An 18,125-nucleotide genomic window follows, 5' to 3' on the forward strand; every position below is an offset into this window, starting at 1 on the left:
CGGCGGGAATACCCGGGCCAGACGCGCGTTATACACGAGGACGCGTCTTCGGTCAAGAAAAAGACTGGACACGGCGCGTCTATTTGACATATAGTTGTTCTTTGCGCTCCCAGTCAAACTTCTGCCTTCATATTGCGGTCGGCTCTGACTTCTCCTCGCGCGCCTGGGCCCGTTCTCTCGGGTCAGATACGGCGGCGCGACCCGGCTGGGAGTACTCGTCCAGACAACTACACGACCGACAGTAACTGGCCCGACGGGGCCCCGGAGGTTATTTCCTTGGCTGCTGCGCGCAACGCAACCAACACCGACAAGACACCCAAGAACGGACGAGCCGCATCTCGTCTCTCGTTCGCCAAGATCACGGACACCCTCACCGTTCCCGATCTGCTCGCTCTGCAGACCGAGAGCTTCGACTGGCTGGTCGGAAACGACGCGTGGAAGGCTCGCGTCGCCGAAGCCCAGGCCGAGGGTCGTCAGGATCTGCCCGCCAGCACGGGCCTCGAGGAGATCTTCGAGGAGATCTCTCCCATCGAGGACCTCGGCGAGACCATGCAGCTCTCCTTCACGAACCCCTTCCTCGAAGAGAAGAAGTACTCGATCGACGAGTGCAAGGAGAAGGGCAAGACCTACGCGGCCCCGCTCTACGTCGAGGCCGAGTTCATGAACCACCTCACCGGTGAGATCAAGACCCAGACGGTCTTCATGGGCGACTTCCCGCTCATGACCGAGCGAGGCACCTTCATCATCAACGGCACCGAGCGTGTCGTCGTGTCGCAGCTCGTCCGTTCGCCGGGCGTGTACTTCGAGGCGACCGCCGACAAGACGTCCGACAAGGACATCTACTCGGCGCGCGTGATCCCGAGCCGCGGCGCGTGGCTCGAGTTCGAGATCGACAAGCGCGACCAGGTCGGCGTCCGCATCGACCGCAAGCGCAAGCAGTCGGTCACGGTGTTCCTGAAGGCCCTCGGCCTCACGAGCGAGGAGATCCTCTCCGAGTTCGCCGGGTACCAGTCCATCGAGCTGACCCTCGAGAAGGACGCCATCCTCACCAAGGAGGAGGCCCTCAAGGACATCTACCGCAAGCTCCGTCCGGGCGAGCAGGTCGCCGCCGAGGCCGCGCGTGCGCTGCTCGACAACTTCTACTTCAACCCGAAGCGCTACGACCTCGCCAAGGTCGGCCGTTACAAGATCAACCGCAAGCTGGGCCTCGAGGCCCCGCTGACGGACTCGGTGCTGACCGTCCAGGACATCATCGCCACGATCAAGTACCTGGTCGCCCTGCACGACGGCCAGACCACGTTCAAGGGGCTCCGCAACGGCGTCGAGACCGACATCCGTCTCGACATCGACGACATCGACCACTTCGGCAACCGTCGTATCCGCGCCGTCGGCGAGCTCATCCAGAACCAGGTCCGCACCGGCCTGTCCCGCATGGAGCGCGTCGTCCGCGAGCGCATGACCACGCAGGACATCGAGGCGATCACCCCGCAGACCCTGATCAACGTGCGACCGGTCGTCGCCGCGATCAAGGAGTTCTTCGGAACGTCGCAGCTGTCGCAGTTCATGGACCAGAACAACCCGCTCGCGGGTCTGACCCACAAGCGCCGCCTCTCCGCGCTCGGCCCCGGTGGTCTGAGCCGTGAGCGCGCCGGCGTCGAGGTCCGTGACGTGCACCCGTCGCACTACGGCCGCATGTGCCCGATCGAGACCCCTGAAGGCCCGAACATCGGTCTGATCGGCTCGCTCGCGTCCTTCGCGCGCATCAACTCCTTCGGCTTCATCGAGACGCCGTACCGCAAGGTCGTCGACGGCCGGGTCACCGACCAGATCGACTACCTGACCGCTTCGGAGGAGGACGACTTCGTCGTCGCGCAGGCCAACGCCCCGCTCGACGCGAACGGCCACTTCGTCGAGGAGCGCGTGCTCGCCCGTCAGAAGGGCGGCGAGGTCGACCTGATCCCCGCCGAGGAGATCGGCTACATGGACGTCTCCCCGCGCCAGATGGTGTCGGTGGGTACGTCGCTGATCCCGTTCCTCGAGCACGACGACGCCAACCGAGCCCTCATGGGTGCGAACATGCAGCGCCAGGCGGTGCCGCTGCTCCGCTCGGAGAGCCCGGTCGTCGGAACCGGTATGGAGGGCTACGCGGCCATCGACGCCGGTGACGTGGTCACCGCCGAGAAGTCCGGTGTGGTCACCGAGGTCTCGGCCGACGCGGTCACCGTGATGGCGGACGACGGCACGTACCAGACCTACTACCTGCGCAAATTCGACCGCTCCAACCAGGGCACGTCGTACAACCACCGCGTGATCGTCGACGAGGGCGACCGGATCGAGGCGGGCGAGGTCGTCGCAGACGGCCCGGCCACCGAGAACGGCGAGCTCGCGCTCGGCAAGAACCTGCTGGTCGCGTTCATGCCGTGGGAGGGTCACAACTTCGAGGACGCGATCATCCTCAGCCAGAACCTGGTGAAGGACGACACCCTCTCCTCGATCCACATCGAGGAGTACGAGGTCGACGCCCGCGACACCAAGCTCGGCAAGGAGGAGATCACCCGCGACCTCCCGAACGTGAGCCCCGACCTGCTCGCCGACCTCGACGAGCGCGGCATCATCCGCATCGGCGCCGAGGTGCGCCCCGGCGACATCCTCGTCGGCAAGGTCACGCCGAAGGGCGAGACCGAGCTGTCGGCCGAGGAGCGCCTGCTCCGCGCGATCTTCAACGAGAAGAGCCGCGAGGTGCGCGACACCTCCCTCAAGGTCCCGCACGGCGAGGAGGGCACCATCATCGGTGTCAAGGTCTTCGACGCGCAGGACGGCGACGACGAGCTCGGCTCCGGCGTGAACCAGCGCGTGGTGGTCTACATCGCCCAGAAGCGCAAGATCACCGCGGGCGACAAGCTCGCCGGCCGTCACGGCAACAAGGGCGTCATCTCCAAGATCCTGCCGGTCGAGGACATGCCGTTCCTCGCCGACGGGACGCCGGTCGACGTCATCCTGAACCCGCTGGGTGTTCCGGGCCGCATGAACTTCGGTCAGGTCCTGGAGATCCACCTCGGCTGGATCGCCAAGAACGGCTGGGAGATCAAGGGCAAGCCGAAGTGGGCCGCTGAGCTCCCCGAGGCCGCCTTCTCGGCCGAGCCGAACACGAAGGTCGCGACCCCGGTGTTCGACGGTGCGAAGGAGGAGGAGATCGCCGGTCTGCTCGACTCGACGCTCCCGACCCGCGACGGCGACCGCCTGATCGGCTCCTCCGGCAAGACGCAGCTGTTCGACGGCCGCTCCGGCGAGCCGTACCCGGACCCGGTGTCTGTCGGCTACATGTACATCCTGAAGCTGCACCACCTGGTCGACGACAAGATCCACGCGCGCTCGACCGGCCCGTACTCGATGATCACCCAGCAGCCGCTCGGTGGTAAGGCGCAGTTCGGTGGCCAGCGCTTCGGTGAGATGGAGGTGTGGGCCCTCGAGGCCTACGGTGCGGCGTACGCGCTGCAGGAGCTCCTGACCATCAAGTCGGATGACATCCTCGGCCGCGTCAAGGTCTACGAGGCCATCGTCAAGGGTGAGAACATCCAGGAGCCGGGCATCCCGGAGTCCTTCAAGGTGCTCATCAAGGAGATGCAGTCCCTCTGCCTGAACGTGGAGGTGCTCTCGGCCGACGGCCAGGCGGTCAGCCTGCGCGACTCGGACGACGAGGCCTTCCGCGCCGCGGAGGAGCTGGGCATCAACATCTCCTCCCGCTTCGAGTCCTCGTCGATCGACGAGATCTAAGCGGCAGCCAGACCAACTGACGAATCTTCAATAGGAGAGAGTGAACACATTGCTCGACGCAACAACTTTTGACGAGCTGCGTATCGGCCTGGCCACCGCTGACGACATCCGTCGTTGGAGCTACGGCGAGGTCAAGAAGCCGGAGACCATCAACTACCGGACCCTGAAGCCGGAGAAGGACGGCCTCTTCGGCGAGCAGATCTTCGGACCGTCCCGGGACTGGGAGTGCTCGTGCGGCAAGTACAAGCGCGTCCGGTTCAAGGGCATCGTCTGCGAGCGCTGCGGCGTGGAGGTCACCAAGTCCTCCGTCCGTCGTGAGCGCATGGGCCACATCGAGCTCGCCGCCCCGGTGACGCACATCTGGTACTTCAAGGGTGTCCCGAGCCGCCTCGGCTACCTGCTCGACATGGCGCCGAAGGACCTCGAGAAGGTCATCTACTTCGCCGCCTACATGGTGATCGAGGTGGACGAGGAGGGTCGCCACGCCGACCTCCCCGGCCTCGAGAACGAGCTGCGCCTGGAGATCAAGACGCTGTCCGACCAGCGCGACGCCCGCGTCGCCGAGCGTCTGCAGCGCCTGGAGACCGACCTCGCCGCACTGGAGGAGGAGGGCGCGAAGGCCGACCAGAAGCGTCGTGTCAAGGACACGGCGGAGAAGGAGATGGGCCAGCTGCGCAAGTCCTTCGACGAGGACATCGCGCGACTCGAGCGCGTGTGGGAGTCGTTCCGCACGCTCAAGGTCGGCGACCTCAAGCCGGAGGACGCGGACTTCAACGAGCTGCTCGACCGCTACGGCCTGTACTTCGAGGCCTACATGGGCGCCGAGGCGATCAAGCGTCGCCTGCAGGCCTTCGACCTGAACGCCGAGGCCGAGCTGCTCCGCGAGCAGATCGCCACCGGCAAGGGCCAGAAGAAGATCCGCGCGATCAAGCGACTGCGCGTGGTGTCGTCGTTCCTGGCGACCGGCAACTCGCCGGCCGCGATGGTCCTCGACGTGGTCCCGGTGATCCCGCCGGAGCTGCGCCCGATGGTCCAGCTCGACGGTGGCCGTTTCGCCACCTCCGACCTGAACGACCTGTACCGCCGCGTGATCAACCGCAACAACCGCCTGCGTCGTCTGCTCGACCTCGGCGCGCCCGAGATCATCGTGAACAACGAGAAGCGCATGCTGCAGGAGGCCGTCGACGCGCTGTTCGACAACGGCCGCCGCGGCCGCCCCGTGACGGGTACCGGCAACCGCGCCCTCAAGTCCCTCAGCGACATGCTGAAGGGAAAGCAGGGTCGCTTCCGCCAGAACCTGCTCGGAAAGCGCGTGGACTACTCGGGCCGTTCGGTCATCATCGTGGGTCCGCAGCTCAAGCTGCACCAGTGCGGTCTGCCCAAGCAGATGGCGCTGGAGCTGTTCAAGCCGTTCGTCATCAAGCGCCTGATCGACCTGAGCCACGCTCAGAACATCAAGGCCGCGAAGCGGATGGTGGAGCGTTCGCGCCCGCAGGTGTGGGACGTGCTCGAGGAGATCATCCGCGAGCGCCCCGTGCTCCTGAACCGCGCGCCCACGCTGCACCGTCTGGGCATCCAGGCGTTCGAGCCGCAGCTGGTCGAGGGCAAGGCCATCCAGCTCCACCCGCTCGTCTGCGCCGCGTTCAACGCGGACTTCGACGGCGACCAGATGGCGGTGCACCTGCCGCTGTCGGTGGAGGCCCAGGCCGAGGCCCGCATCCTGATGCTCGCCTCGAACAACATCCTGAAGCCGTCGGACGGCCGCCCGGTCACCCTGCCCTCGCAGGACATGATCATCGGTCTGCACCACCTCACCACCGTCCGCGAGGGCGCTGAGGGTGAGGGTCGCGCGTTCTCCTCGGTCTCCGAGGCGATCCTCGCGAAGGACCAGGGCTCGCTGCACCTGAACGCCAAGGTCAAGATCCGTCTCGACAACTACGTGCCGTCGGACGCCGCCGACACCGGGACCGAGCCGACCACCGCGATCGTGGAGACGACGCTGGGCCGTGCCCTCTTCAACGAGGCGCTCCCCGCGGACTACCCCTACGTGGAGGCCGTCGCCGACAAGGGCACGATCTCGTCGATCGTGAACGCGCTGGCGGAGCGGTACCCGAAGGTGGAGGTCGCCGCTGCACTCGACCGGATCAAGGACGCCGGCTTCTACTGGGGCACCCGCTCGGGCGTCACGGTGTCGCTGAGCGACATCCTGACCCCGCCGAACAAGGCGCAGATCGTGGCCGGCTACGAGAAGAAGGCCGCCAAGATCACGTCCGAGTTCGAGAAGGGTCTGACGACCGACCTCGAGCGTCGCCAGGAGCTGGTGAAGATCTGGACCGAGGCCACCAACGAGGTCGCCGAGGCCATGCGCGCCAACTTCCCGGCGGACAACACCATCAACCGCATGGTGACGTCCGGTGCCCGTGGTAACTGGCTGCAGGTCCGCAACATCGCCGGTATGCGCGGTCTGGTGAACAACCCGAAGGGTGAGATCATCCCCCGTCCGATCATCTCCTCGTACCGCGAGGGGCTGTCGGTGGCGGAGTACTTCATCGCGACGCACGGTGCCCGTAAGGGTCTGGCCGACACGGCCCTCCGTACGGCGGACTCGGGCTACCTGACCCGTCGTCTGGTGGACGTCTCGCAGGATGTCATCATCCGCGAGGACGACTGCGGCACGACCAAGGGTCTCGACCTGCCGATCGCCACGGTCGGTGCGGACGGCACCCTCACCCGCGACCCGAACGTCGAGAACTCGGTGTTCGCCCGTACCCTGGCCGCCGACGCGGTCGGGACGGACGGCTCCGTGGTCGCCAAGGCGGGCGAGGACGTGGGCGACGTGCTCATCGACAAGCTGGTCGCCGCCGGCGTCACCGACATCAAGGTCCGCTCCGTGCTGACCTGCGAGTCGGCGGTCGGCGTCTGCGCCGCCTGCTACGGCCGTTCGCTCGCGACCGGCAAGCTGGTGGACATCGGCGAGGCGGTCGGCATCATCGCCGCCCAGTCGATCGGCGAGCCCGGAACGCAGCTCACCATGCGTACGTTCCACACCGGTGGTTCGGCCTCCGCGGACGACATCACCCAGGGTCTGCCGCGCGTCCAGGAGCTGTTCGAGGCCCGTACCCCGAAGGGTGCGTCCCCGATCGCCGAGGCCGCAGGCCGCATCGTCATCGAGGAGACGGACAAGTCCCGCAAGGTCATCCTGACCCCGGACAACGGCGACGAGCCGCACGTCTACCCGGTGCTGAAGCGTTCGACCCTCCTGGTGGAGGACGGGCAGCACGTCGAGCTCGGCCAGCAGCTGATCGTCGGCACGGTCGACCCGAAGGAGGTTCTGCGCGTCAAGGGTGTCCGCGAGGTGCAGAAGCACCTGGTGGGCGGCGTGCAGGGCGTCTACCGCTCGCAGGGTGTGCCGATCCACGACAAGCACATCGAGGTCATCGTCCGCCAGATGCTCCGCAAGGTCACCGTCGTCGACCACGGCGACACCGACCTGCTGCCGGGTGAGCTCGTCGACCGTTCGCGGTACAACGAGATCAACCGTGCTGCGCTGCAGGAGGGCAAGAAGACGGCGTCCGCCCGTCAGGAGGTCATGGGTATCACCAAGGCCTCGCTGGCGACCGAGTCGTGGCTGTCGGCCGCGTCCTTCCAGGAGACCACCCGCGTCCTGACGCAGGCGGCCATGGAGGGCAAGTCCGACCCGCTGATCGGTCTCAAGGAGAACGTCATCATCGGTAAGCTCATCCCGGCCGGCACGGGCCTGTCCCGCTACCGGAACGTCTCGGTCGAGGCGACGGAGGAGGCCAAGGCGGAGCGGTACCCCAACCGCATCTTCGCCGACGACTCCGCGTTCAACGAGAGCGACCTGAGCTTCGTCGACTTCGACAGCTTCAGCTCCGACGACTACACCCCGGGCACCTACAACTAAGGTCCCCGTACGACGGGCCCCCGGCGCATCGCGCCGGGGGCCTTCGTCGTTCCCGGGGCCTGCGATTCGGTGCGGCCGCGATCTGGGAGGATGGGAGCATGTGGCGGCAGCTTCTGGAGTACACGGACACGCTCGGCCGGGCGATGGTCGGTTTCGCGGCCGTGCTGCTGGTCGTGGCCGTCGTCAGCTTCGTCGTCGGCATCGCCCAGGCGGCATCCGGGCACGGCGCCGTCACCCTGCCGTACTGGCTGACGACCATGGGTTCGGCGGTCGTCGCCGGCCTGCTGGTGTACCTGGCGAGCCGCCGCGGCAAGCTGCGCTGAGAATCCCCGCACGGGCAGGTATTATCGCGCGTCGGCGCTCTGGCGGCTCCGGGAGGCCTCCCGGAGCATGGATGCATGTCCCACGAGCGAGTGCCCCCCACCGGTGTGGCACCCTCTCGCGGGTCTGTCGGTGGTCCGAGGCGGCTGAATAGGGTGAGCACGCCCTGCCGACCGGGGAGTCTCGCCCCCGACCGGTCGGGTCTGCCGTTCACCCGACTTTGCCGGCAGCCGCTTTCCGTAGGAGGTCCCCGTGGCGTCCATGACCGAGATCCTGATCCTCCACGGCCACCTGCCGATCGAGTACCTCGACCGCGTGGCGACCGAGCCGACGGCGGATGAGGCCGTCGTGCGCGAACTGATATCCCGTGGCGCCATCACGTCGTCGCAGCTGGCGCGCGCCCGTGCGGCGCAGGCCGGCCTCCCGTTCGTCGAGCTGGCCGACTACCCGGTGGACCGCTCCGCCGTCGCCGCGGTTCCCGGCGCACTCTGCCGCCGCCACACGGTGCTCCCGATCGGCATCGCCGAGGGGATGATCGTGCTCGCCATGGCCGACCCCGGCAACGTCTTCGCGATCGACGACGTGCGCGCGGCGTCGCGCCTGAACGTCGCGGCCGCGGTCGCGGACGAGGCGGACCTGCGCGCCGCGATCGACCGCTACATCCGCGCCGACGACGAGCTCAGCGACCTCACCTCGACCCTGGAGGAGGAGACGGCGCGCGTCGAGGACACGGCCGTCGCCGAGTCGTCCGACGACGACGCCCCCATCGTCCGGTTCGTGAACCTGCTGGTCAGCCAGGCCATCCAGGACCACGCCTCCGACATCCACATCGAGCCGGCCGAGCACGACGTGCGTGTGCGCTACCGCATCGACGGCGTGCTGCACGCCATGCAGTCGGCGCCGAAGAGCATCCAGAACGGCGTCATCTCCCGCCTGAAGATCATGTCGGACATCGACATCGCCGAGCGCCGCAAACCGCAGGACGGCCGCATGTCGGTCGTGCACGGCGGCCGCCAGATCGACCTCCGCGTCGCCACGCTGCCGACGGTGTGGGGCGAGAAGGTCGTCATGCGCATCCTGGACAACACCAACACCGGCATGACGCTGGGCGACCTCAACCTGCTGGAGCGCAACTTCGAGACCTACCGCGCCTCCTACTCGAAGCCGTACGGAATGATCCTGGTCACCGGCCCGACCGGCTCCGGCAAGTCGACCACGCTCTACACCACGCTCAACGCCGTGGCGCGGCCCGAGATCAACGTCATCACGGTGGAGGACCCGGTCGAGTACCGGATGCCCGGCATCAACCAGGTGCAGGTCAACCCGAAGGCCGGCCTCACGTTCGCGAGCGCGCTCCGCAGCATCCTGCGCTCCGATCCCGACGTCGTGCTGCTGGGCGAGATCCGCGACCACGAGACGGCGCAGATCGCCATCGAGGCGTCGCTGACCGGCCACCTGGTGCTCTCGACCCTGCACACCAACGACGCTCCCAGCGCCGTCACCCGCCTCACCGAGATGGACATCGAACCGTTCCTCGTCGGGTCGGCACTGGACTGCGTGGTCGCCCAGCGCCTCGCCCGCCGCCTCTGCGACCGGTGCAAGCAGCCGGGCTCGTTCGTGGCCGACGACCTGCGCCGCCTCCGCTTCCCCGTCGCAGACGACGTGCCGACCCTCTTCGTACCGGTCGGCTGCCCCGCCTGCTCCAACACCGGCTACCGCGGCCGCATCGCCGTGCACGAGGTCATGGCCGTGACCGAGGACATCGAGCGCCTCGCCGTCGAGCGGGCCTCCAGCGCCGAGATCGGCCGCACCGCCCGCGAGCAGGGCATGCTGACGCTGCGCGAGGACGGCTGGGAGAAGGCCAAGCTCGGCCTGACATCCGTCGAAGAGATCCTGAGAGTGGTCGCCTAGGAGGGCACATGACGAACGACGAGAGCTGGGGAGGCTTCCCGCCGCCGACCGACAAGCCGGTCTACGAGATCCCGGTGACGCCGCCCGGCGCGACCGCCGCAGGCTGGGCGCCGGGGTCGGGCGTGCCGCTCGGGGCGCCGCCGGTGTGGTCGCCGCCTGCGGCGGCGGGGCCTGTGGTACCTGCTGTGCCGGAGCAGGCGAGCGCTCCGCCGACGTTCCCCGACGTCGTCCGCGCGGAGCCCCTCGGTCAGGAGGCGCCCTCACCGGCGCCCGCTGTTGCTGCGCAGACGTCCCAGCTCCCCGTCTGGGATCTCGCCGACAGTGCGCCGGCCCCGCGTCTGGTGCCCGGAGGCCGGCGTGCCGCCCAGCAGTTGGAGAACGCTCCACGGGCCGACGGTGCTGCGGAGGGCCGCACGTTCGACGAGGACACGTCGACCCTCACTCCGGCGGAGAGGGAGGCGCTCGACCGGGCCGACCCGGAGCTGGTGAACGCGCTGCGCGAGGTCGTGCTCCAGCGGGCTTCCGACCTCCACGTGACCGTGGGTGCACCGCCGATGGTTCGTATCGATGGCTCGCTCACGCCGGCTGTGGCGAGCGCTCCCTGGGGCACGGAGCGCACGATGGCCGCGCTCATGAGCCTCCTGACCGAGAAGCAGCGGGACGCGTTCCGGCGCGAACTGGAGCTGGACTTCGCCTTCACGATCTCCGCCAACTCGCGCTTCCGCGTCAACCTGTATCAGCAGCGCGGTTCGGTCGGCGCAGCCTTCCGTCTCATCCCGACGGAGATCAAGCAGCTGCGTGAGCTCGGCGTCCCCGAGCAGATCGGTCGCTTCTCGTCCCTCCCGCGCGGACTCGTGCTCGTGACCGGACCGACGGGTTCCGGCAAGTCGACGACCCTCGCGGCCCTCGTCGACCTCGTGAACTCGACCCGAGCCGACCACATCGTGACGGTCGAGGACCCGATCGAGTTCATGCACACCCACAAGAAGTCGATCGTCAACCAGCGCGAAGTCGGCCACGACACCCACAGCTTTAACAACGCGCTGAAGCACGTGCTGCGCCAGGACCCCGACGTCATCCTCATCGGCGAGCTCCGCGACCTGGAGACGATCTCGGTCGCGCTGACCGCCGCCGAGACCGGCCACCTGGTCTTCGCGACGCTGCACACGCAGGACGCCCCGCAGACGATCGACCGCGTCATCGACGTCTTCCCGCCCCACCAGCAAGGCCAGGTGCGCGCCCAGCTGGCCGCGACCTTGCAGGGGGTCGTCTGCCAGACGCTCGTAAAGCGCGCCTCGGGGCGCGGTCGTGCCGTCGCCACCGAGGTGCTCATGATGACGCCGGCCATCGCGAACCTCATCCGCGAGGGCAAGACCTACCAGATCGCGTCGGCTATGCAGGCGGGAGCAGGCGACGGCATGCATACCATGGACCAACATCTCGCCGACTTGGTCGACAGCGGAACCATCACACGTCAGGCGGCGCTGGAGAAGGCGCATGACCTCGAGAGCATCACCCGCCTCATCCAGCGCGCCGAGTCGCCCAGTGATGCCGCGTCGCGTGCGATGGCCGTGAGCGGGCCCGACTTCGGCGACAGCTACTCGGCAGGGGTGCGCTGATGGCGACGACCAGCACCTACACCTACCGTGGGCGCAACGGCACCGGTCGGTTGGTCAAGGGCAAGCTCGACGCGCCGGGCGAAGCAGCCGTGCTCACGAGGCTACGGACCATGGGCGTCTCGCCGATCGAGATCGCCGAGGCACCGGCCGCGACGGGACTCAACCGCGAGGTCAACCTCTCCTTCGGCAGCGGTGTCAAGTTGAAGGACCTCGCCGTCCTCAGTCGGCAGATGGCCACGATGACCGGTTCCGGTCTCTCGCTCCTGAAGACCCTGAACATCCTGGCCGAGCAGACCGAGAACAAGAAGCTTGCTGCGACGATGCGCGAGGTCTGCACTGATGTCGAGACGGGACTGTCGGTCTCGGATTCGATGAAGAAGCACGCCGAAGTCTTCCCGCCGCTCATGATCAACATGGTGCGCGCGGGGGAGACGGGAGGCTTCCTCGACAGTGCCCTGGAATCTGTGGCGGCCAACTTCGAGAAGGAGGTCAAACTCCGCGGAACGATCAAGTCGGCGCTCACCTACCCCGTCATAGTCCTCATCATGTCGATCGTCGCGGTCGTGGCGATGCTGCTGTTTATCGTCCCGGTCTTCGAGAACATGTTCAAGGGACTGGGCGGCACGCTGCCGCTTCCGACCCAGATCCTCGTGGTCGCTTCGCATGCGATGGTGTGGATCGCTCCCGTGCTGCTCGTCGGTGCGATCGTCTTCGCCGTCTGGTGGGGGCGGAACAAGCACAAGCCGGAGGTGCGACGGCGGGTCGACCCGGTGAAACTCAAGATCCCCGTCTTCGGAAAGCTGCTCAAGAAGATCGCCGTGGCACGGTTCAGTCGCAACTTCGCCAACATGATCTCTGCGGGCGTCCCGATCCTCCAGGCGCTCAAGATCGTCGGAGAGACGAGTGGTAACTGGGTGATAGAGAACGCGCTGGCCGACGTCGCGGATTCGGTGCGGCAGGGTGAGTCGATCGCCCGTCCGCTGGCCGCTCACCCCGTGTTCCCCACTATGGTGACGCAGATGGTCGCTGTCGGCGAGGATTCCGGGGCTCTGGAGACGATGCTCACCAAGATCGCCGACTTCTACGAGCAGGAGGTGGAGGCGGCGACGGAGCAGCTCACCGCGATGATCGAACCGCTCATGATCGCCTTCCTCGGCGTCGTGATCGGCGGCATGGTCATCGCTCTGTACATGCCCATCTTCCAGATCGCGACGCTGGTCAAGTGACCGTTCACATCGTCCCTGTCACCTGAACGGGGAATCACCCGAAGTGGGGCGGATTGTAGAGCAAATTGCCCCCTTTTGTGGGATTCTGCAGGGAATTTTCCGCGAATTACCATCAACTCGCCGGACGGGAAACTCGCACCGATCGGCTGAACGACTCATCCCGACCGATTGGACACTGCAATGTACTTCCGACTCATGGGCAAGCTGAGCGCCCGTCGCAAGGGCCTCCTGGAGGAGGGCGAGAAGGGCTTCACCCTGATCGAGCTCCTCGTGGTGGTCATCATCATCGGCATTCTCGCCGCGATCGCCATCCCGGTGTACCTGGGCATCCAGAACAACGCCAAGAACAGCGCCGCCAAGTCCGACCTCACCAACGCGAAGACCGCCGTCGTCGCCTACCAGACGCAGAACAGCGCCCTGCCGGCCACGATCGACGCCACCACTCTGGGCACCTACGGTTACAGCGGCGGCAGCGTCGCCTGGAGCCCGTCGGCGCCGGCCACGACCGCCACCACCTACTGCCTCGTGGCCACCAGCGCGTCGGGCGACAAGTTCTACACGACCGACAACTCGGGCGTCTCGGCCGCCAACACCAAGCCGACGGGATGCTGACCTCGGTCGCATAACGCAGCACAGGCGACGTCGGGGCGGGGGAGCAGCGATTCCCTCGCCCCGATGCCGCATCAGACACACACTCCACCCGAAGGAGGTGAAGATGTTCCGCTGGCTACGCCGTCTCGACGACGAGTCGGGCCTCACCCTGATCGAGGTGATGGTCGCGATGTTCGTCTTCGGCCTCATCTCGGTGGGGATCGCCGCGTCGTTGACGAACGCGCTTCAACTCACCCGCGACACCCGCGCCCGCGAGATCGCGACCAACCTCGCGGCGCAGGAGATCGACCTGGACCGGTCGGTCAAGGACGTCTTCTCGGTCACCGACACCTCCTGGACGACCGTCGTGAACAACACGACGTTCACGGTCACGCGGAACACCGACTGGGTCTCGACCAACAACAACAGCGTCGCGTGCGGCGCGGGCGGCGGCACCCTGCAGTACAAGAAGGTGAACATCAGTGTCACGTGGCTCGGCATGTCCGCGGCGACCGCGCCGGTCCGCTCCGACACGCTGATCGCCCCCAACAACCGCATCAACGACCCCGCGCTCGGCACCATCATCGTCTCGGTCAAATCCGCCTCCGGCGCGGGTACACCGGGCATCTCGGTCTCCGTCTCCCCCTCGAGCCCGGCGAACGGGGCCGTCTCCCTCGCCGCCCAGCCTCCGGTCACAGACTCGGACGGCTGCACGTACGCCCTCAAGGTGACGCCCGGCAACTACGACGTGACCTTGTCGAACACGAACTACCTCGACATCGCGCAGAACCCCACTCCTGTCCTGAAGAACGTGCAGGTCACCGCGGGCGCGGCGGCCCCGGCGCCGTTCACGTACGACAACAGCGGCGTCTTCACCCTCAATTACGGCTCGGCGTCGGCCCTCCGTCCCGCCAACCTCCAGCTCACCTTCGTGAGCGTGATCGGCGGCCCGTACGTGCAGGCCGTCGGAACGAACGCCTCGCAGCGGCTCTTCCCCTTCACCGACGGATACGCCACCCTCGCGGGCGCCTACGTTCCACCGGTCGGCTCCGCCCCCAGCTGCGTCGATGTCGATCCCGCGCAGTGGACGACACCTGCAGCGGATGGGGCGGTGGGCCAACCCGCGAAGACCGCGGCGGCCCTGCCCGGCCAGATCGTGCCGACGCAGCCCATCAACCTGGGAGTCGTGACCGTCTCCGGCCTCGCAGCGAACACTTTCATCACCGCAGTCTCGCGGGCTCCAATCGCCGGCACCGGCGACCCAGGATGCTCCACAGGCAATATCTACAGGTTCCCGAAGATCGCAGTCGCAGGCTCCGCCACGATCGCCCTCCCGTTCGGCACCTGGACGTTGTACACGGGCACCGCGTCCGGCGCCACCACCACAGTCGTCCCCACGACCTCGGTCGCGTTCGTCACCCGTGGCATCGCGACGCCGGCTCAGAACGCCATCACTCTCGACCCGAGGCAGGTGGGCGGTCCATGAGCGCGCAACGGGCGCTGAAGGCTGAGGACGGTTTCACCATCGCCGAGATGCTGGTGGCAATGGCGATACTCGGGCTACTCCTCGCCATGGTTGCCGGTTTCTTCTCGCTGACGACGAAAGCCTTTGCGCAGAACGAGCAGATCGGCGGAAATGCCAAGTCGGCTTCGAACGTGATGAACGAGATCTCGCGCATCCTGCGCGCCGCCACAGAGAACCCCGTCAGCGGGCAGTCGCTCAACGACCCGGCGTTCGTCGCGGCCACACCGGAGTCCGTCACTGTCTACGCATACGTGAACCTCGCGTCCTCACTCGAGCAGCCAGTCAAGGTGATGTTCTCTCTGGATGCCAAACGCAACGTCGTCGAGACCAAATACGCGGCGTACGCCATCAGCCCTGGGTACTGGGGCTTTCAGAGCTCGCCGAGTTCGGTGCGGACCCTCGGCGGAACCGTGGTGACTCAGACAGGGTCCAACCCATCGTTGTTCACCTACCTCGGCGTCGACGGAACCGCGATCGCCATCCCCTCCGGTGGCTACACGACCAGTAATCTGCGGAGCATCGCGGCCGTGCGTGTGACCCTCACCATCAGTGGCAACACCACAGGCAACGCCTATAACGTCACGCTTCAGAACACTGTCGGCCTTCCCAACCTGCCCCTTGCGAGGACCCTGTGACGCGCCTCAGCAGGCTTTTGACCCGCGCCGGAGAGACCGGACCGCGCGACACTGGCATGGCGCTTGCCTCCGTCATCGGCATCGGCGCCGCGCTGTTCATCCTCGTCGGGGTGACTCTTGCTGCGTCCGTAGGGGGCCTGCGTAAGTCGAGCGGGGACCAGGACTGGAATGCAGCGATGTCCGCCGCCTATGCCGGTGTCGAGGACTATCAGGCGAAGCTGGCCAACGACAACACCTACCAGCAGTATGGGAATTCGAACGCGCCCTTCAGCTCCACCAGCTCGTTCACCAGCACTAATGGCAACCCCGCGTTCGGTGTCGGATCGGGCGGGTCGTGGGCGACCGTTCCTGGAAGCGGCAATCGTGCGTTCTATCGCTACGAGGTCGACAACTCGAAATACTCGACCTCCGGAACCCTGCGGTTGCGCTCGACCGGATGGGTCGGCTCCATGACACGGTCCATCGTCGCCGACCTGAAACAGTCCGGGTTCATCGACTTCCTCTACTTCACCGACTACGAGATCCAGGACCCCGCGACGTCGTCGACGTCCTGCACGCCGGCCTACGCGTGGGCCGTTTCCAGCCGCCCGAACTGCACGACCATCCAGTTCGCCGCGGCAGACACGATCAACGGACCGGTGCACTCCAACGACACCCTGCAGATCTGCGGGACCACCTTCAACAACATCGTGACCACCGGTTACAAGCCGACTTCGGGTCCTGCGTACATCATCCCCTCGGGATGCTCGGCGGGAACCTTCGCCATCAGCGGCTACCCGCGGTACAGCCCGGTGGTGGCCATGCCGTCCACCAACACTCAGATGAAGCAGGAGACCCGCACCGATCTCACGACGGTTCCGCGCCCGGGCTGCCTCTACACCGGACCGACCACTATCACCTTCAACAACAACGGAACGATGACGGTGCGCAGCCCCTGGACGAAAGCGACCAACGTGCAGGGCGATCCGCCGACGAGCGGCAGCATCAGCTCGCAGTGCGGTACCCCGGGTTACGCGACCTCCGGCAAGCTCGGAAGTCCGGCCGGCCAGACGATTCCCGTGCCCGCCAACAATCTCCTGTTCGTGCAGACGGTACCGAGCATCGTCGGCGACCCGAACTACACCGCTCCCGGCTCGTTCCCCTCCAACTTCACCTGCTCGAACTCGTCGGGGAGCACCGGCACGAGCAACGGACTCGGCTACCCCACCGTGAACGAGAAGGCGCCATCGTCGTCGACCTCGGCGCCTTCCTACGGCTGCCGTAACGGCGATGTGTTCGTCCAAGGCGCCGTCCACGCGGCGACCACTGTAGCTGCGGACAACTACGTCTACATCGTCGGCGACGTCACCTACGTCGACTCGCAAGCCGACATGCTGGGGCTCGTCGGCCAGAATGCCGTGTGGGTCTACAACCCGGTCGATTCCTCCGGAAATCTGCTCGACTCCTCTACCGGCGGGCGTGAGGTCGACGCCGCCATCCTGTCGGTCGCGCACACCTTCCAGGTGCAGAACTACACCGCGGGAAAGAAGGGGACCCTGACTGTCAAGGGTGCGATAGCCCAGAAGTTCCGCGGTCCTGTGGCCCAGTCGAGCGGCGGGACCATCACGACCGGCTACATCAAGAACTATGTCTACGACGCCCGGCTGCAGTACACGGCCCCGCCGAAGTTCCTCTCGCCGGTGTCCACCACCTATGGGACGAGTGCGGTCGTGGAAGTGAAGACCGCCTTCGCTCCGAGCGGAGCCGTGATCCCATGACCCTCCCTCTCTTCCTGGTCCTTGTTACTGCGGGGATGGGCGCGTTCGGCGCCATCATCGGCTCGTTCTTGAATGTCGTCGCCTATCGCGTCCCGATCGGCAAGTCGGTCGTGCACCCGCCGAGCGCGTGCCCGAACTGCGGTCATCAGGTCCGGGCTCGTGACAACGTGCCCGTGCTGTCGTGGATGCTGCTCCGCGGGCGCTGCCGCGACTGCCGCTCGCCGATCTCCTGGCGTTATCCGGTGGTCGAGGCGGCCACGGGCATCTTCTTCGCGCTGGTCGGCTGGTGGAGCTGGTCGGCCAACCAGGCTGCCGGGTCTCTCGCCGGCGCGGTCGTCGTCCTCGTCGCCTACCTGTGCTTCGCAGGCCTGTCGGTCGCTCTCACCCTCATCGACCTCGACGTGCATCGTCTTCCCGACGCGCTGGTGCTGCCGGGCCTGGTGGTCGGGACGCTACTGCTCGGCGTGGGATCCCTCCTCGCGGGCGACCCCGGCGCCATCTTGCGCGCCCTCGTCGGCGCCGGCCTGCTCTTCGCGTTCTACCTCGTCACGGCGCTCGTCAAGCCCGGCGGGATGGGCTTCGGCGACGTGAAGCTCGCTGCGCTGATCGGCCTCTACCTGGCGTACCAGGGATGGTCGTCGCTCGTCGTCGGCGCCTTCGCCGCCTTCGTGGTCGGGGGCGTCGTCGCGATCGCGTTGCTCGCGCTGCGCCGCCTCGGCCGGCGCGACGGCATCCCCTTCGGCCCGTGGATGCTCCTCGGGGCGTGGCTCGGACTCTTCTTCGGCGAACCGATCGGGAACGCCTACCTCGCACTCATCGGTCTGCGCTGACGGAAACAGGA

General features: G+C 66.9%; 11 protein-coding genes. All 11 read left to right on the forward strand.

Going from position 1 to position 18,125, the window contains the following annotated elements; translation table 11 throughout:
- Window positions 1-276: 276 nt before the first annotated feature.
- The 11 genes from rpoB to P5G59_RS09335 all read left to right on the forward strand — a co-directional run bounded on the left by rpoB (window position 277) and on the right by P5G59_RS09335 (window position 18,114).
- Window positions 277-3,774 (forward strand): DNA-directed RNA polymerase subunit beta, encoded by a 3,498-nt coding sequence (rpoB, locus tag P5G59_RS09285; protein WP_301218270.1) that lies wholly within the window; start codon window positions 277-279, stop codon window positions 3,772-3,774.
- Between the two features lie 49 nt (window positions 3,775-3,823).
- Window positions 3,824-7,699 carry a DNA-directed RNA polymerase subunit beta' gene (locus P5G59_RS09290; RefSeq protein ID WP_301218809.1) on the forward strand — a complete coding sequence of 1,292 codons (3,876 nt, stop codon included), beginning with the start codon at window positions 3,824-3,826 and terminating at the stop codon, window positions 7,697-7,699.
- Between the two features lie 98 nt (window positions 7,700-7,797).
- Entirely contained in the window at window positions 7,798-8,022 is a 225-nt protein-coding gene (locus P5G59_RS09295; protein WP_301218273.1) for a hypothetical protein, read from the forward strand.
- A 250-nt stretch (window positions 8,023-8,272) separates the two neighbouring features.
- Complete coding sequence (locus P5G59_RS09300) at window positions 8,273-9,931, forward strand: GspE/PulE family protein (protein WP_301218275.1); 1,659 nt, start codon at window positions 8,273-8,275, stop codon at window positions 9,929-9,931.
- An 8-nt stretch (window positions 9,932-9,939) separates the two neighbouring features.
- Window positions 9,940-11,550, forward strand: a complete 1,611-nt coding sequence (locus P5G59_RS09305; RefSeq protein ID WP_301218277.1) for a PilT/PilU family type 4a pilus ATPase — start codon at window positions 9,940-9,942, stop codon at window positions 11,548-11,550.
- Window positions 11,550-12,776: a type II secretion system F family protein gene (locus P5G59_RS09310; RefSeq protein ID WP_301218279.1), complete on the forward strand. Its 1,227-nt coding sequence runs from the start codon at window positions 11,550-11,552 to the stop codon at window positions 12,774-12,776. The genes P5G59_RS09305 and P5G59_RS09310 overlap by 1 nt, the downstream gene beginning before the upstream one ends.
- Window positions 12,777-12,956: 180 nt before the next feature.
- Entirely contained in the window at window positions 12,957-13,388 is a 432-nt protein-coding gene (locus P5G59_RS09315) for a type IV pilin protein (RefSeq protein ID WP_301218281.1), read from the forward strand.
- A 103-nt stretch (window positions 13,389-13,491) separates the two neighbouring features.
- Entirely contained in the window at window positions 13,492-14,853 is a 1,362-nt protein-coding gene (locus P5G59_RS09320) for a type IV pilus modification PilV family protein (RefSeq protein WP_301218283.1), read from the forward strand.
- Window positions 14,850-15,527 (forward strand): PulJ/GspJ family protein, encoded by a 678-nt coding sequence (locus P5G59_RS09325; protein ID WP_301218285.1) that lies wholly within the window; start codon window positions 14,850-14,852, stop codon window positions 15,525-15,527. The genes P5G59_RS09320 and P5G59_RS09325 overlap by 4 nt, the downstream gene beginning before the upstream one ends.
- A gap of 56 nt (window positions 15,528-15,583) precedes the next feature.
- Window positions 15,584-17,284, forward strand: a complete 1,701-nt coding sequence (locus P5G59_RS09330; RefSeq protein WP_301218287.1) for a hypothetical protein — start codon at window positions 15,584-15,586, stop codon at window positions 17,282-17,284.
- Window positions 17,281-18,114 carry a prepilin peptidase gene (locus tag P5G59_RS09335; RefSeq protein WP_301218288.1) on the forward strand — a complete coding sequence of 278 codons (834 nt, stop codon included), beginning with the start codon at window positions 17,281-17,283 and terminating at the stop codon, window positions 18,112-18,114. Before P5G59_RS09330 ends, P5G59_RS09335 begins: the two co-directional genes overlap by 4 nt.
- Window positions 18,115-18,125: the final 11 nt, after the last annotated feature.

Source organism: Leifsonia virtsii (assembly GCF_030433675.1).
In the GTDB taxonomy this organism is placed as follows: domain Bacteria; phylum Actinomycetota; class Actinomycetes; order Actinomycetales; family Microbacteriaceae; genus Leifsonia; species Leifsonia virtsii.

Bases quoted from the DNA above. Each gene is read 5' to 3' on its own strand.
- P5G59_RS09295 (WP_301218273.1), top strand. From the start codon at position 7,798: ATGTGGCGGCAGCTTCTGGAGTACACGGACACGCTCGGCCGGGCGATG.
- P5G59_RS09305 (WP_301218277.1), top strand. From the start codon at position 9,940: ATGACGAACGACGAGAGCTGGGGAGGCTTCCCGCCGCCGACCGACAAG.
- P5G59_RS09310 (WP_301218279.1), top strand. From the start codon at position 11,550: ATGGCGACGACCAGCACCTACACCTACCGTGGGCGCAACGGCACCGGT.
- P5G59_RS09315 (WP_301218281.1), top strand. From the start codon at position 12,957: ATGTACTTCCGACTCATGGGCAAGCTGAGCGCCCGTCGCAAGGGCCTC.
- P5G59_RS09320 (WP_301218283.1), top strand. From the start codon at position 13,492: ATGTTCCGCTGGCTACGCCGTCTCGACGACGAGTCGGGCCTCACCCTG.
- P5G59_RS09325 (WP_301218285.1), top strand. From the start codon at position 14,850: ATGAGCGCGCAACGGGCGCTGAAGGCTGAGGACGGTTTCACCATCGCC.
- P5G59_RS09330 (WP_301218287.1), top strand. From the start codon at position 15,584: ATGGCGCTTGCCTCCGTCATCGGCATCGGCGCCGCGCTGTTCATCCTC.
- P5G59_RS09335 (WP_301218288.1), top strand. From the start codon at position 17,281: ATGACCCTCCCTCTCTTCCTGGTCCTTGTTACTGCGGGGATGGGCGCG.